This is a genomic window from Streptacidiphilus sp. P02-A3a, from assembly GCF_014084105.1.
GTDB lineage: Bacteria > Actinomycetota > Actinomycetes > Streptomycetales > Streptomycetaceae > Streptacidiphilus.
The window spans coordinates 1,303,664-1,318,238 of record NZ_CP048289.1; the positions used below are offsets into that span (position 1 = coordinate 1,303,664).

General features: G+C 72.7%; 12 protein-coding genes. 8 read left to right on the forward strand and 4 right to left on the reverse strand.

The window, feature by feature from the left end; genetic code table 11:
- Positions 1-72: 72 nt before the first annotated feature.
- Complete coding sequence (locus tag GXP74_RS06030) at positions 73-630, reverse strand: cysteine dioxygenase family protein (protein WP_182450379.1); 558 nt, start codon at positions 628-630, stop codon at positions 73-75.
- 657 nt (positions 631-1,287) lie between these two features.
- Between GXP74_RS06030 and GXP74_RS06035 the strand changes: the two genes are divergently transcribed.
- The 3 genes from GXP74_RS06035 (at position 1,288) to GXP74_RS06045 (ending at position 7,445) form a co-directional block, all read left to right on the forward strand.
- A complete protein-coding gene (locus GXP74_RS06035; protein WP_182441786.1) occupies positions 1,288-1,557 on the forward strand; it encodes a WhiB family transcriptional regulator in 270 nt (89 codons plus the stop codon).
- A 332-nt stretch (positions 1,558-1,889) separates the two neighbouring features.
- Positions 1,890-5,915 (forward strand): glycosyltransferase, encoded by a 4,026-nt coding sequence (locus tag GXP74_RS06040; protein WP_182450380.1) that lies wholly within the window; start codon positions 1,890-1,892, stop codon positions 5,913-5,915.
- Positions 5,916-5,921: 6 nt separating this feature from the next.
- The gene (locus GXP74_RS06045) at positions 5,922-7,445 is read left to right on the forward strand and encodes a DUF5719 family protein (RefSeq protein WP_182450381.1); all 1,524 of its coding nucleotides are present in this window, start codon (positions 5,922-5,924) and stop codon (positions 7,443-7,445) included.
- Positions 7,446-7,502: 57 nt separating this feature from the next.
- Here the strand turns inward: GXP74_RS06045 and GXP74_RS06050 are convergent, their stop codons facing one another.
- The gene (locus GXP74_RS06050) at positions 7,503-7,961 is read right to left on the reverse strand and encodes a metallopeptidase family protein (protein ID WP_225447739.1); all 459 of its coding nucleotides are present in this window, start codon (positions 7,959-7,961) and stop codon (positions 7,503-7,505) included.
- A 143-nt stretch (positions 7,962-8,104) separates the two neighbouring features.
- Between GXP74_RS06050 and GXP74_RS06055 the strand changes: the two genes are divergently transcribed.
- The 5 genes from GXP74_RS06055 to manA all read left to right on the forward strand — a co-directional run bounded on the left by GXP74_RS06055 (position 8,105) and on the right by manA (position 13,060).
- On the forward strand, positions 8,105-8,476 hold the full coding sequence (locus GXP74_RS06055; protein ID WP_225448567.1) for a DUF3499 domain-containing protein: 372 nt from the start codon (positions 8,105-8,107) through the stop codon (positions 8,474-8,476).
- A 125-nt stretch (positions 8,477-8,601) separates the two neighbouring features.
- Positions 8,602-9,993: a phosphomannomutase/phosphoglucomutase gene (locus GXP74_RS06060; RefSeq protein ID WP_182450382.1), complete on the forward strand. Its 1,392-nt coding sequence runs from the start codon at positions 8,602-8,604 to the stop codon at positions 9,991-9,993.
- 151 nt (positions 9,994-10,144) lie between these two features.
- The gene (locus GXP74_RS06065; protein ID WP_182450383.1) at positions 10,145-10,315 is read left to right on the forward strand and encodes a Trm112 family protein; all 171 of its coding nucleotides are present in this window, start codon (positions 10,145-10,147) and stop codon (positions 10,313-10,315) included.
- A 76-nt stretch (positions 10,316-10,391) separates the two neighbouring features.
- Complete coding sequence (locus tag GXP74_RS06070; protein ID WP_182450384.1) at positions 10,392-11,723, forward strand: SIS domain-containing protein; 1,332 nt, start codon at positions 10,392-10,394, stop codon at positions 11,721-11,723.
- Between the two features lie 68 nt (positions 11,724-11,791).
- Positions 11,792-13,060, forward strand: a complete 1,269-nt coding sequence (manA, locus tag GXP74_RS06075; protein ID WP_182450385.1) for a mannose-6-phosphate isomerase, class I — start codon at positions 11,792-11,794, stop codon at positions 13,058-13,060.
- Positions 13,061-13,161: 101 nt separating this feature from the next.
- Here manA and GXP74_RS06080 read toward each other — a convergent pair whose 3' ends face one another.
- Together GXP74_RS06080 and GXP74_RS06085 are read right to left on the reverse strand one after the other, a co-directional pair.
- Positions 13,162-13,644, reverse strand: coding sequence for a hypothetical protein (locus GXP74_RS06080; RefSeq protein ID WP_225447740.1), 483 nt, complete (start codon positions 13,642-13,644; stop codon positions 13,162-13,164).
- Between the two features lie 55 nt (positions 13,645-13,699).
- On the reverse strand, positions 13,700-14,530 hold the full coding sequence (locus GXP74_RS06085) for a heavy metal-binding domain-containing protein (protein WP_225447741.1): 831 nt from the start codon (positions 14,528-14,530) through the stop codon (positions 13,700-13,702).
- Positions 14,531-14,575 lie beyond the last annotated feature (45 nt).

Genomic DNA, 14,575 nt, shown 5'->3' on the forward strand with positions numbered 1-14,575 from the left:
GGCCACCGCCTTCCGTACGACTTCGGTAAGGTCCCCGCCCGGCGCGGCGGCGCCGATGGCCCGGCGCGCGGCTCAGCCCTCCGCCGGTACCGCGGACCTATCCCCGTCGTGCGTGTGCGGCTGCGCCTGCGGCCAGCCGGAGCCGTACGGCGTCATCTCGGTCAGCCCGGGGAAGTAGACGTGGACGCTGACCGCGGGCTCCAGCGCGTCGTTCACCACCTCGTGCAGGTAGCCGGGCGCGAACATCCGCTGCGCGCCCGCGCCGAGTCGCCGCACGCTCTGCCCGGAGCCGGTCAGCGAGCGCTCGGTCAGCGCCCCCTGGACCACGGTCAGCACGCCGGACGAGCGGCCGTGGTCGTGCCCGCCGCTGCCCTGGCCCGGGAGCCAGCTCAGCAGCCACACCTCGTACCCCGGCCCGGTCTCCAGTCGGGAGTACCAGCGGGTCAGCGGGTCGTAGCGGACCAGCGGACGCCAGCGCTCGGTGTCGGCGGCGACGCGGCGGGCGAGCGCGGCGAAGTCGCCCACGGTGGTGGGGTGGGTCTGCGGCAGCGGCGCGAGGTGCGGCCAGGCCAGCGGGTCACCGGCGATGCTGACGTCGCTGAGGCCGTGGTAGGGATCGGTGCTCGACACGTGGGGTCCTTGCTGGAGCCTGGTTGCGAGGGGAGCGGCGGAGACTTCCCGGGCGGCCTGGTACCCCGTGCGGAAGGGGCGGCCAAAGGGCCTGATTCAGGCCCTAGCTACAGCAAGGACAACAGAGCGCGCTGGAACCACGGCGGAGCGGCCCGAAGGGGCTCGTGGTGGTGGCGTGGTGCTCTGACATAAGCGCTAGCACATCGTGTGCGGCGGGGCATTGTCAACCCGATCCTGGGCCATGCGAGCGAAATCACCTGATCGGGGGATATGTCCCGGCTTTGGTTTGGCATTGAAGATCGCCGGGAACGAGCCGCTGCAACATGCGGTACCTCCCGCTGGGCCCCGCCGCAACCGGATGCCCGGGGGCGCCCGTCCTCACCGTCAGGGCGTCCGGTTCCGACGACCCGCCGCCGTGGCTCCGGTCGTCGGTGCGGGGGAGCGCATGAGACGCACCTGAAGTGCGGCCTTCCGCTTTGTCCGGATATGCACACTTATGGTGGCTGCTTGGTTCCAGGGAGTGAATCCCGGGCTCAATACCAGAGCGCAGCTTGACTGGGCCAGAGCGGCGCACTTGTAATTTCACTCGTGTCGTTTCGTCACCTGAGACAACGACCGCCACGGGGACGCACGCTAAGAGGGGTAGGAGACGCGCTGATGAGCGAGCTCTTTGAGTTGATGATCGCCGACGACGAAACCGGCGAGGAAGAGCTCGGCTGGCAGGAGCGAGCCCTTTGCGCCCAGACCGACCCTGAGTCCTTCTTCCCGGAGAAGGGCGGTTCCACCCGCGAGGCGAAGAAGGTCTGCCTCGCCTGCGAAGTCCGCTCCGAGTGCCTGGAGTACGCCCTCGCCAACGACGAGCGCTTCGGCATCTGGGGCGGCCTGTCCGAGCGCGAGCGCCGCCGCCTCAAGAAGGCCGTGGTCTGAGCGGAAGGCCTGGTCCGAGCCGATCGCGGCGGCCTGCCCGGGCGGGTCCGACGCCGCGCCGCCCGGCCCCGCGCCGGCCGGGGCGGCCACGTTCCCGGCCCCGTCCGAAGGCCGTCCCGGGCCTACCCCGGGCACCCCCTGTCGAACCGGAGATTTCACCACCGGTTCCCAACCTCCCCGAGAACACCCGTTAGTGTGGGGCGCTAAACCTGGGCGCGCCCCCTGTGGCCGCCCGTGATCCGCGCGCCACCCGGCCGGAAGCCAGCAGCTCAGGCCCCCGATCCGACGGCGCGCACACCCTGCCGTCCAGCGAACCGGGGCCAGCCACCGCGATGACTGCCACAGCGACTCCCTACGGCCACCCTGCGCCAGGACGCCCACCCGCGTACCCCCGGCACCTGGTCACCGCCGTCCTCGTCGCCCACGACGGAGCCCGCTGGCTGCCACAGGCCCTCAACGGCCTGCTCGCTCAGGACCGTCCGGCCCAGCGCATCCTCGCGGCCGACACCGGCTCCACCGACCAGAGCCCGCAGTTGCTCGCCGACGCGCTCGGCCCCGACGCCGTCCACCAGTACGGTCGTCGTACCGGCTTCGGCGCCGCCGTCAACGAGACCGTGCGCGGCACCAGCCCGCTGCGGCCCGAGGACCTGCCCTACACCATCACCGACGGCGGCTACGACCCGGTCGGGAACGGCGGCGGCGACCAGTTCGGCGACCCCCTCGGCCACCACGACGAACTCGCCGCCGACCAGATGCTCGCGGGCGGCTCCAGCGAACCGGTGGAATGGCTGTGGCTGCTCCACGACGACTGCGAGCCCGCGCCCGACGCGCTGCGCAAACTGCTCCAGGTGGCCGAGACCACCCCCACCGCCGCCGTCATCGGCCCGAAGCTCCGCAGCTGGTACGACCGCAGGCAGCTGCTTGAGGTCGGCGTCAGCATCGCCCGCAGCGGACGCCGCTGGACCGGCCTCGACCGGCGCGAGCAGGACCAGGGCCAGCGCGACCAGGTCCGGCCGGTGCTCTCGGTCTCCACCGCGGGCATGCTGGTCCGCCGCGACGTCTTCGAGGAGCTCGGCGGCTTCGACGACGCGCTGCCGCTGATGCGCGACGACGTCGACCTGTGCTGGCGGGTCGCCGCGGCCGGACACCGCACCGTGGTCGCCCCGGACGCCGCCCTGCGGCACGCCGAGGCCGCCAGCCGCGAACGCCGCCCCATCGACTGCGCCCGCCCCGGCCACCCGCACCGCATCGACAAGGCCGGCGCGGTCTTCACGCTGCTGGCCAACTCCCGCGGGCTGCTGCTGCCGTACCTGATGCTGCGGATCACCGTCAGCACCCTGCTGCGCGCCCTCGGCTACCTGCTCGGCAAGACCCCCGGCCAGGCCGTGGACGAACTCGCCGGGCTCGCCCACGTGCTGCTCCGCTTCGGCGGGGTGCTCGCCGCCCGCGGCCGCCGCCGCCGTACCCGCAGCCACGACGCCATAGACGACCGGAGCCTGTTCCCGGCGCCCGGTGCGACCGCCCGGGCGGCCGTCGAGAACCTGTTCGCCGACCTGGCCGGGCGGACCGGCAACGAGGCGATGTCCAGCCGCCACGGCTCGGTCGAGTCCGGACCGGTCGACGACGACGCCGAGTTCCTGGAGATCGAGCAGTTCGCCCGGCTGAAGCGGATCGCCCGCAAGCCCGCGCCGGTCCTCTTCGCCGCCCTGCTGGTGATCACCCTCGTCGCCTGCCGCAACCTGCTCGGCACCGGAGCCCTCTACGGCGGCGCGCTGCTGCCCACCCCCGGCGGCGCGTCCGACCTCTGGCAGCAGTACGCGGCCAGCTGGCAGGCCAACGGCGTCGGCTCGGCCGGTGGCGCCCCGCCGTACCTCGGGGTGCTCGCCGCGCTGTCCAGCCTGACGCTCGGCAACCCCGGACTGGCCGTCAGCCTGCTGCTGATCCTCGCCGTGCCGCTCGCGGGCGTCTCCGCCTACCTGGTGTCCCGGCCGCTGATCGCCTCCCGCTTCGTGCGGGCCTGGGCCAGCGCCGGGTACGCGCTGCTGCCCGCGGCCACCGGCGCGCTCGCCCAGGGCCGGATCGGCACGGCGGTACTGGCTGTGCTGCTGCCGCCGCTCGCCCGCGCCGCCGCCATCGCCGTCGGCCTCGGTATCCGCCGCGAGACCGCTGCCCGCGGCGGACGCCCGGGCTGGCGCAGCGCCTGGGTCGCCGCCCTGCTGCTGACCCTCACCACCGCCTTCGTCCCGCTCGCCTGGGTGCTCGGGCTGCTGCTCGCCGGTGGCGCGCTGCTCGCCGCCTTCCTGCGCGGCGGCGCCTTCGGCCGCGGCCTGGGCGCGCTGCGCACCCTCGGCCTGCGCTGCGTGGTCATCGTCGGCACCCCGCTGCTGGTACTCGCCCCCTGGTCGCTCGGCCTGCTCACGCACCCGGCGCGGCTGCTGCTGGAGGCCGGGATCCCCGGCGCGGTCGGCCCGACCGCGACGGCCGCCAACCTGCTGCTGCTCAACCCGGGCGGCAGCGGCACCGTCCCCGGCCTGCTGGTCGTCGGCATCCTGCTGGCCGCGCTGGCCGCGCTGCTGCGCGCCGACCGCCGCCGGGCCGTGGTCGCCGCCTGGGGCGGCGCCTCCGTCGGCATCCTCGGCACGGTGCTCACCGCCGCCGTGAAGGTGGTGCCCGGACCGGGCCAGCAGGCGGTCTCGGTCTGGGCCGGACCAGCCACCCTGATCGCCGGGATCGCGCTGCTCTCCGCCGCCGCCATCGGCGCCGACGGGGCCCGGGACCGGGTCGCCGGGATCGACTTCGGCTGGCGGCAGCCGGTCGCCGCGATCGTCCTGCTCGCCGCCGGGCTGGCACCGGTCGCCGCCGCCGGATGGTGGGTGCTGCACGGCGCCGACGGCCCGCTGGAGCGCGGCAACGGACAGCTGGTACCCGCCTTCATCGCCCAGCAGGCGGGCGGCACCAACCAGATCCGCACGCTGGTCCTGCGGACCGGTGACAACGGCGGAGTGGTCTCGTACTCCCTGGTCCGCGGCACCGGGCCGACCATCGGCAGCGCCGAGTCCAGCGACGCGACCGCCCCCTCCGCGAACCTCAGCGCCCTGGTCGGCAACCTGGTCGCCGGGGCCGGCGGCGAACCGGCGGACCAGCTCGCCGACTACGCGGTGCAGTACATCCAGGTCCTGGCCCCGGTCAGCGCCCAGCTCAGCGCGAACCTCGACGGCACCCCCGGGCTCACCCGGCTCAACCAGCAGCAGAGCGGCAGCATCTGGCGGCTCACCGCGAACGTGTCCCGGGCGGTCATCCAGAGCCAGGGCGGCGCCGACGTCAGCGTCCCCGCCGGAGCGGTGGACGTCGACGCGACCATCGCCGCCGGTACCTCCGGCCGGGTGCTGCGCCTCGCCGACTCCGCCGACCCGGGCTGGCACGCCACCCTGGACGGGACCGCGCTCACCCCGACCACGGTCGACGGCTGGGCGCAGGGCTTCGAACTGCCCGCGAGCGGCGGCAAGCTGGCCGTGTCCTACCGGGAGAGCCCGACGCACATCGGCTGGATCGCCGGACAGTCCTTCCTGGCCCTGGTGGTGCTGGTGCTGGCGCTGCCGGGACGCCGCGACCACCGCGACGACGACCAGCCGGAGGAGGGCGACGGCCCGGAGGCCCAGGCGGCCACCGAGGCCCCGCTGCCCGGCTCCCGCCGGGCCCGCCGACTGGCCGCGGACGCCGCGGACGACGAGGCGACCGCCCCCGGCGAGCCGTCGGCCGACCCGGGCGCGGAGCCCCCGCTGCGGCCCCAGTCGGAGCCGGAGCCGGAGCCGGTCTCGGCCTTCGTGCCGGCGCAGCAGGCCTGGGAGCAGCCGCCGCAGCCGTACGCCCAGCCCGAGGCCACCCAGCCGTACGGCTGGGACCAGTACGCCACCCCGCAGCAGCCCTACGAGCAGCAGGGGTACGAGCAGCAGCCCTACCCCGCCGAGCCGGGGTACCAGCAGCCCTACTACCCGGAGCAGCAGTACCCCGGGCAGCCGTACTACCCGGACCAGGGCTTCCCGCCCGAGCCCGGCTTCGCCCCCGAGCCGGGTTACGCGCCGGAACCTGGGTACGCGCCCGAGCCGGGCTACGTGCCGGAACCTGGGTACCCGCCCGAGCCGGGCTACGTGCCGGAACAGGCCTACCCGGCCGAGCCGGGCTACGGCCCCGAGCAGGGCTATCCGCAGCCGGGATACGAATGGCCCGGCGGCGTACCGGTGCCCGGCCAGGCCGTGCCCCAGCACGACACCGGGGCCTACGGCTCGCTCCCGCCCGACGACCCGTGGCTCCAGGGCAACGACGCGCACGGCACCCACCACGACGGAACCGGGAACTGAGCCGAGATGATCAGCCGTACCACGCAGTCCCTGCTCGGAGCCGTCGGCGTGCTCGCCATCGCCGTCGGCGTGGCCGAGGTCCACCCGCCGACCAGCCAGGCGGCGGTCTCCGGCACCACCGTGCGCACCGCCGTGCAGAACACCGCCCTGGTGTGCCCGGCGCCGCTCCAGGGCGGCGGCAGCACCGTCTACAGCCTGGCCGTCCCGGGATCGTCCAGCAGCACCTCGACGACCGGCAGCGCGGTACTCAGCCCGCTGGCGGCGGGCAGCGGGGCGGGACCGGCCGCCTCGTCCTCCGCCGCGCCGTCGGCGTCCTCCTCGGCGCCCGCGTCCACGCCGCAGGCGCTGGTCCAGCAGACCAGTATCGGCGGCACGACCAGCGCGAAGGGGGCGTCCGGCGACAAGGCGCCCGCGCTGACCGGCACCGCCACCGGCGCGACCGCCCCCGGGTTCACCGTGCAGCAGACCACGACCGACACCGACCAGACCCTCTCCGGGACCGAGTGCACCGCCCCCGGCACGGACTTCTGGTTCGCGGGGGCCGACTCGAACAAGGGCAGCAACGACACCATCGAACTGACCAACACCGAGGACACCGCCTCCGACGCCGACATCCACATCTTCAACGGCGCGGGCGAGGTGGAGAACGCCCAGGCGTCCAACCTCGACATCCCCGCCGACGGCAGCCTGTCGCTGTCGCTGTCGAGCCTGCTCAGCCCGTTCAACAGCAACACCTCGCTGGCCGTGCACGTGGTCGTGCACACCGGACGGATCGCCGCCGCCCTGCACGCGCAGAGCAGCCACGGAACCGACTGGCTGCCCGCCACCACGCTCGGCACCAGCCAGGTCATCCCCGGCCTGCCCGGCGACGTCAGTGACGCGACGCTGGTGGTGGCCGACACCGGGGCCACCGACGCGGAGCTGAACATCCACCTCGCCTCCTCCGGCGGCCTGATCGTCCCGGCCGGTCACGAGTCCATCGACGTCAAGGCGGGCACGGTGGCCTCGGTGGACCTCGGCGCGATCACCCACGGCGAGCCCGCCACACTCGAACTCACCCCGGCGTCCGGCACCGGCCAGCCGCCGGTCCCGGTGGTCGCCGGGATCCAGGTGGTCCGGGGCGGCAGCGGCTCCACGGACACTGGCTACCTGGCCGGAGCCGGTCCGATCGGGCAGCGCACCACGGCTGCGGGCGACTCGGCCGGTGACTCGACGCTGCTGCTCAGCACCCTCACCACGGCCTCGACCGTGAAGGTCACCTCGGTCGGCGGCAGCGGCAGCACCCCGAGCGTGCAGAACGTGTCCGTCCCGGCGGGGGCGACCGTGTCGGTGACGCCGAAGGCGCCGTCCGGCAGCGGTCCCTTCGCGGTGACCATCGAACCGGTCTCCGGCGGCCCCGTCTACGCGGCGAGGATGATCAGCCGAAAGAGTGGTTCCAACCTCGGGTTCACCATCCAGCAGCTCTCGGACGACCACAGCACGGTGGAGATCCCGCACGTGGTCCAGGACGGCTCGGTGCTGCTGCCCTGAGCCGTCCCGCCCCGCCGGGGCCAGTCCTCCCCGCTGGGCCAGTCCACCCCGCCGGGGCTAGTCCTCCTCGCCGAAGCGGGGGTCGACCGACTCGGGATCGACCCCCAGCAGTTCGGCGACCTGTTCCACGACGATCTCGTGGACGAGCGCCGCGCGCTCGTCCCGGCCCTTGGCACGGCTCTCCACCGGCCGCCGGTAGATCACGATCCGGGCCGAACCGCCCTTGGGCGCCGGCAGCAGGCGGCCCAGCAGCACGTCGTCGGCGCGGACGTCGTCCAGATCCGGCTCGGGCTCCCCGGGCAGCGGGCCCGGCACGTCCTGAACCGCGAACTCCACCTCGCTGAGCTGCGGCCATCGCCGCTCAAGGCGCTCCACGGACTCCCGGACGAAGTCGTCGAAGATCTCCGATCTGCTCAGCGTGATGGGCACCTGCGGGGGCGCCAGGGGGCCGCGAAGCCCACGACCGTGACGGTCGCGTCGGCGCGGACGGCTGTCGGAGGCGGCTGGTCTGTCCACCCGGCCAACACTACTGAGGTCCGCACCCGATTCGGGACAGTGGCACAGTCGGGACGGGGGCGCCTTCGGGACATGTTCCGGGCACATTCCGGGCGACACGGCGGGCTGGTCGTCGCGGCCCGGTCGCGAGTGCGGTACCGTCCATCGTCGTGAGCCCTGTCCGTCGCTGTTCGCGCACCGCGTGCGGTCGTCCCGCCGTCGCGACGCTGACGTACGTCTACGCGGACTCGACGGCTGTCCTCGGCCCGCTCGCCACCTACGCCGAACCGCACTGCTACGACCTGTGCGCCGAGCACTCCGAGCGCCTCACCGCGCCGCGCGGGTGGGAGGTGGTCCGCCTCACCGTCGACTCCGGGCCGATCCGGCCCAGTGGCGACGACCTGGAGGCGCTGGCCAACGCCGTCCGCGAGGCGGCCAGACCGCCGGTACGCCGTCAGGACGGCGGCAGCCAGGCGGATCCGACCGAGGTCGGCCGCCGAGGCCACCTCCGCGTCCTGCGCTCGCCCGACGCCTGAATCCGGGACCCTCCGTACACGCGCACCCGGTACATTGCCTCCCGGGGCCGAGGGCTTCAGTCCCGGTAGTCCCGGTGGAAGACGAGCGTCGGAAGACGTGCGACGAGAATTGGCGGAGACCCCGAGTGCGTGACCTCAAGCAGATCGTGAAGGCGTATGACGTGCGCGGCGTGGTCCCCGAGCAGTGGGACGAGTCGCTCTCCCGTGCCTTCGGGGCAGCATTCGTCCAGGTCACCGGCGCGAGTGCGATCGTTGTCGGCCATGACATGCGCCCGTCCTCGCCCGGGCTGAGCCGCGCCTTCGCCGAGGGCGCCGCCGCACAGGGGACCGACGTCGTCGAGATCGGGCTCTGCTCGACCGACCAGCTGTACTTCGCCAGCGGCAAGCTGGACCTGCCCGGCGCGATGTTCACCGCCAGCCACAACCCCGCCCAGTACAACGGCATCAAGCTGTGCCGCGCCGGTGCCGCCCCGATCGGCGAGGACACCGGTCTGGTGGAGATCCGCGAGCTGGTGGAGTCCTGGACCGACGCCGAGGGCACGGTGACCGTTCCGGCCGCCGCCGAGGGCGTCACCGAGGGCCTGATCACCCAGCAGGACGAGCTGCACCCCTACGCGGCCTATCTGCGCGGCCTGGTGGAGCTCAGCGGTATCCGCCCGCTGAAGGTCGCCGTCGACGCCGGGAACGGCATGGGCGGCCACACCGTGCCGACCGTCTTCGACGGCCTCCCGCTGGACGTCGTGCCCATGTACTTCGAACTCGACGGGACCTTCCCCAACCACGAGGCGAACCCGCTCGACCCGAAGAACCTGGTCGACCTCCAGGCCAAGGTGCGCGAGGTCGGCGCCGACATCGGCCTCGCCTTCGACGGCGACGCCGACCGCTGCTTCGTGGTGGACGAGCGCGGCGAGCCGATCTCCCCCTCCGCGATCACCGCCCTGGTCGCGGTCCGCGAGCTGGCCAAGGCCAAGGCGGCCGGGGAGCCGGAGCCGACGATCATCCACAACCTGATCACCTCCTGGACCGTGCCCGAGGTCGTTCGCGAGCACGGCGGCAAGACCGTCCGCACCCGGGTCGGACACTCCTTCATCAAGCAGGAGATGGCCCGCACCGGCGCGGTCTTCGGCGGCGAGCACTCGGCGCACTACTACTTCCGCGACTTCTGGCGCGCCGACACCGGCATGCTGGCCGCCCTGCACGTCCTGGCCGCGCTCGGCGAGCAGCAGGGCACGCTCTCCGCCCTGGTCGCCGAGTACGACCGTTACGCCGCCTCGGGCGAGATCAACAGCACCGTGGACGACCAGAAGGCGCGCACCGCCGCCGTCCGCGCCGCCTACGCCGAGGTCCCGGGCGTGGTCTTCGACGAGCTCGACGGGCTGACGGTCACCGTGGGCGACTGGTGGTTCAACCTCCGGGCCTCCAACACCGAGCCGCTGCTCCGGCTCAACGTGGAGGCCCGGGACGAGGCCACCATGGCCAAGGTCCGCGACGAGGTCCTGGCCATCGTCCGCGGCTGACCCCGCTCCCAGGCTCCGCCGTACCTCTGCCCGCCCACTGCGGGCCCACTGCCCGCCCACTGCGGGCCCGGGCAGAGGTACGGTAGCTTGCCGGAGGAACGCACACCTCTTCCCACCACCGACTCTTCCCACCACCGACGGAGCGACCGGAATGAGCATCGACCCCGCCCTGCTGGAGATCTTCGCCTGCCCGCAGTGCCACGCGCCGCTCACCGAGACCGACGAGGAGCTGGTCTGCACCGGCGCCGACTGCGGCCTCGCCTACCCCGTGCGCGACGGGATCCCGGTGCTCCTCGTCGACGAAGCCCGGCGCCCCGACTGACCCCGGCCCGACTGACACCGGTCCCACTGACACCAGCCCCGCTGACACCGGCCCCGACCTCGCAGGAGACCGCCGCATGTTCGAGGAGTGGCTGCTGGACGACCAGGCCGCGCTGACCCGTGCCGACGAGGCCGGGCTGTTGCTCGACCTGGCCTCAGCCGGTGCCACGGTGCGCCGGGCCGTCCGCCTGGCCGGTGAGGCGGGCCTCGACCGGCTGCGCCCCGAGGGCCGCCCCCGCGCCGTCCTCGTCGCCGGACACGGCACCGGCGTCGTCGTGGGCGATCTGCTCGCGGCCCTCGGCGGCACCGTCTGCCCGATCACGGTCCTCAGTCCGAGCCTGACCGACCCGGCCCACGCCTCGGACCGCCCCGGCCGGAACACGACCGCCAGTGACCTCCGCTCGGACCTGACGCTGAGCCTCGACTGGGCCCTCCCCGGCTGGGTCGGCCCGTCCGACCTGCTGCTGGTCCTGTCCACCAGCGGAACCGAACCCGGGCTGATCTCCCTCGCGCAACTCGCGTACACCCGCGGCTGCTCCGTCGTCTCCGTCTCCCCGACGGGCAGCTCCCTCGCCGGAGCCACCCTCCAGGTCCGAGGGCTTCCCCTGCCGTTCGACGTGACGGGGGGCGCTCTGGAGCCCATCCCTGGACTCGAACGGGACCTCCCGCAGGAGGCGCCGTCCGCTCTGTGGGGGCTGCTGGCCCCGGTACTGGCCTTCGCCGACCGCGTCGGCATCATTTCCATTCCGGTCTCCTCCCTGCAATCCGCCGCCGACCAGCTGGACGAGATGGCGGTCCGCTGCGGCCCGGCGGCCGACACCTACTCCAATCCGGCCAAGAGCCTGGCCATCCAGCTCGACGGCATGCTGCCGCTGCTCTGGTCCGACGGCCCCGGAACCGCCGCTGTGGCCCGGCGCTTCGCCGCCGTGCTCGCCGCCGAGGCGGCCCGCCCCGCCGTCACCGGCATGCTGCCGGATGTGCTGATCAGTCAGCACGGCCTGCTGCGCGGGCAACTCGGCGCGGAGCCGGACGAGGACGACTTCTTCCGCGACCGCACCGAGGAACCCGACGCCCTGCGGTACAAGATCCTGCTGCTGCGCCGGGTCCAGCCACCCGCCGGTGGCCAGCACCAGCCCGAGCTCTCACCCGAGTCCGCTGTTCAGTCCCAGTCCCAGGCCCAGCCCCAGCCCCAGTCCGAGCCCGACACCGCGCCCGCAGCGGAGCCGCACCCCGTGCCGTACGCCGTGGCCAGGGCCCACCGCCTGGCCACGGACCACCGGATCGGTATCCAGGAGCTGACCTCGGCCCAGCCGGACACCCTCGGGGCGATGACCGAACTGCTCGCGCTGGCCGATTTCGCCGCCATCTACCTGGGTCTAGCCTCTTCCTCCAGTCCGCGCGTCCGCTGATGTACGCGCCACCCTCGTCACAGACTCGCCGTCCCGCCTGCCCGGCGGCACAGATCAGGATCTGAACCGTGGATCGTCTGACCAATGTCATCCGTCCTTACTCCTGGGGTTCCCGGACCGCACTCCCGGAGCTCCTGGGCACCGAGCCCACCGGTGAGCCACAGGCAGAGCTGTGGATGGGCGCCCACCCCGGCGCGCCGTCCACCCTCGACCGAGGGAACGGCCCGCGACCCCTCGACGCAGTCATCGACGCGAATCCCGAGGGTGAACTCGGCACCGAGACCCTCGCCCGTTTTGGCCCCACCCTTCCCTTCCTGCTCAAGATCCTCGCGGCCGGCGAGCCGCTGTCCCTCCAGGTCCACCCGGACCTGGCCCGGGCCAGGTCCGGCTTCGCCGACGAGGAGGCACGCGGAATCCCGCTGGACGCCTTCGGACGCAACTACAAGGACGCCAACCACAAGCCGGAGCTGATCTGCGCGCTCGGCGACTTCGTCGGCCTCTGCGGTTTTCGGCGCCCGGCGGAGACCGCCCGACTGCTGGAGGCCCTGGCCGTCCCCGCGCTGCTGCCCCTCGCCCGGGTGCTGCGGGAGCAGCCCGAGGCGGAAGCCCTCCGGGCGGCCCTCACCGCCGTGCTCACCACCGATGCCGAGACCATGGCCACGACGGTTCGGCAGACCACCGAAGCCCTTGCCCAAGCCGCCAAGGCCGTGGAAGCCGGTGACCTCACCGGCTCCGCCCTGGCGGAGCTTCCCGCGTCCATCCAGTCCTCCCTCGGTTCCTACGCGGCGATCGGCCGCTTCTACCCTGAGGACGCCGGTGTCGTCGCCGCCCTCCTGCTGAACCACATCCGGCTCGCCTCGGGTGAGGCCCTGTTCCTGGGGGCCGGCATCCCGCATGCCTACCTGAACGGTCTGGGTGTCGAGATCCTGGCCAACTCCGACAACGTGCTGCGTTGCGGTCTCACGCCCAAGCACGTGGACATTCCCGAACTGCTTGAGGTCGTCGACTTCCGCAGCACCGATCCGGACATCCTGCGGCCCGTGCTGCTCCCGGACGCCGATGGTGAAGAGCTCTACTCAGCTCCCATCGACGAATTCCGGCTCTCCCGGTTCACCCTGGGTGGTGCGGCACCGCAGCACCGCCGCGTCTCCGGTGCCACCCCGCAGATCCTGCTCTGCACGGAGGGGACGGCGGTCCTCACCGATGCCGAGGGATCGGCCATCACGCTCCACCCGGGCGAATCCGCGTTCGTCCCCGCCGGTGGACCCGATCCGCTGATCGGCAGCGCCGTCGCCGACACCCGCAGCACGGTCTTCCGGGCCACGGTTTCGGTGTAGTCCCAGGAATACACCCCGCAACCGACAATCGCCCCGTTTTTCGGTCTTCCGACCGAAAAACGGGGCGATTGTCACTCCTACGAGTGATGCGGTCGACCGGCTCAGCCGCCGAGGACCAGCTTCTCCAGAGCCGCTCGCGCCCGAGCGTCCGACTGCGCCCGCACCGCCACCGCCGTCGCCAGCTCACGGACCCACTCGTCCAGGGCCACCGGCTTGCGGGACAGGACCACCCCGCGCACCACCGTCGCCACCTCGCCCTGCGGACGCCCGTGGGCCAGCGTCAGGATCAGTCGGCGGTCGTCCAGCGAGACCTCCAGCTTCTCCACCTTGCCCTCGCGCCCGGACACCCGGTCGCTCATGCTGCGCTTGCGGTCGAAGCTGACCGAGCCCGGAGGCAGCGCGTCCGCCAGCGAGTCGGTGAGCACCTTGACGTAGATCTCCAGATCGGTCGAGTCCCGGCGCAGCGCTGCCGCCAGCATGTCCAGGGACATGTCGGGATCGCTCAACTCGGCGTCGAGCGCGGCGCCGTCCACTGCTCGACTGACGTCCTCCGGTCGGTCCGGCAACGATTCCTGCTCGCCCATCATCTGTCCCCGCACTCGTGTCGTACTGTGACCGAACCGCACTTCTTCGAGCTTCTCACCCGTCGAGGCTGAGGACCATGGTGGGCCGCTCGATCTCGTGGTCGGCGCGCAGCGGCCGGACCGCGGTGCCGATGGAGAAGAACTCGGTGGTGTGTCCACCCCAGCGGTGGTTGTGGGCGTTCAGCTGGACACCCACCACGCCCTCGGCGTGCAGCGCCTCGGCCTCGGCCTGCATCCGCGCCATGGCGAGCTCCCGGGCGTCGTACAGCGCCTGGGTGAACTGCTCGATCTCCACGTTCTTGCCGATGTTCGAGAACACCGCACCCATCCGCTGGTGGGCGATGTGGTAGACGCAGGTGCCCATGACCATGCCGAGCGGGGCGTAGCCGGCCCGGATCAGCGTCCAGAAGTCCTGTCCGGACAGGTCGGAGGTGAACGGCTGGCCCTTGTTGTTGCGCCAGGTCTGGTTTCCGGGCGCCGGGTGGTCCGCCTTCACGGCCGTGCCGATGGCGATGAACTCGGCCACGTCGTTGCCGAACTCGCGGGCCTCCACGGTCAGCCGGACCCCGACGATGCCGTCCGCGCCCAGCGCGGCGGCCTCCGCCTCCATCCGGGTCATCGCCAGCTCCCGGGCGTGGTACATCGCCTGGCTGAGGGTCTCCAGCTCCTGGTTCTTGTTCCAGCGGCCGATCTGCATCCCCACGTGATAGATGGAGCTGCCGAGGACCAGTCCGATCGGTTTGAAACCGGCCTCACGGACCAGCAGGAACTCGTTCACGGACAGGTCACTGGTGAAGATCGAACCTGCCTTGCCCGGCTGTAGCTCGGCCAGCCGTCGCATTGCGTCGGCCGGGATGCCCTCAGCGGTCGGTTCCAACTTGCTCATCTCGCTACCCCTACTCGCTTACTCGCGCTCAGCACCACGGACGGA

Excerpts from the sequence above, each read along its gene's own strand:
- GXP74_RS06035 (WP_182441786.1), top strand. The coding sequence starts at position 1,288 with ATGAGCGAGCTCTTTGAGTTGATGATCGCCGACGACGAAACCGGCGAG.
- GXP74_RS06040 (WP_182450380.1), top strand. The coding sequence starts at position 1,890 with ATGACTGCCACAGCGACTCCCTACGGCCACCCTGCGCCAGGACGCCCA.
- GXP74_RS06045 (WP_182450381.1), top strand. The coding sequence starts at position 5,922 with ATGATCAGCCGTACCACGCAGTCCCTGCTCGGAGCCGTCGGCGTGCTC.
- GXP74_RS06065 (WP_182450383.1), top strand. The coding sequence starts at position 10,145 with ATGAGCATCGACCCCGCCCTGCTGGAGATCTTCGCCTGCCCGCAGTGC.
- GXP74_RS06070 (WP_182450384.1), top strand. The coding sequence starts at position 10,392 with ATGTTCGAGGAGTGGCTGCTGGACGACCAGGCCGCGCTGACCCGTGCC.
- GXP74_RS06080 (WP_225447740.1), bottom strand. The coding sequence starts at position 13,644 with ATGGGCGAGCAGGAATCGTTGCCGGACCGACCGGAGGACGTCAGTCGA.
- GXP74_RS06085 (WP_225447741.1), bottom strand. The coding sequence starts at position 14,530 with ATGAGCAAGTTGGAACCGACCGCTGAGGGCATCCCGGCCGACGCAATG.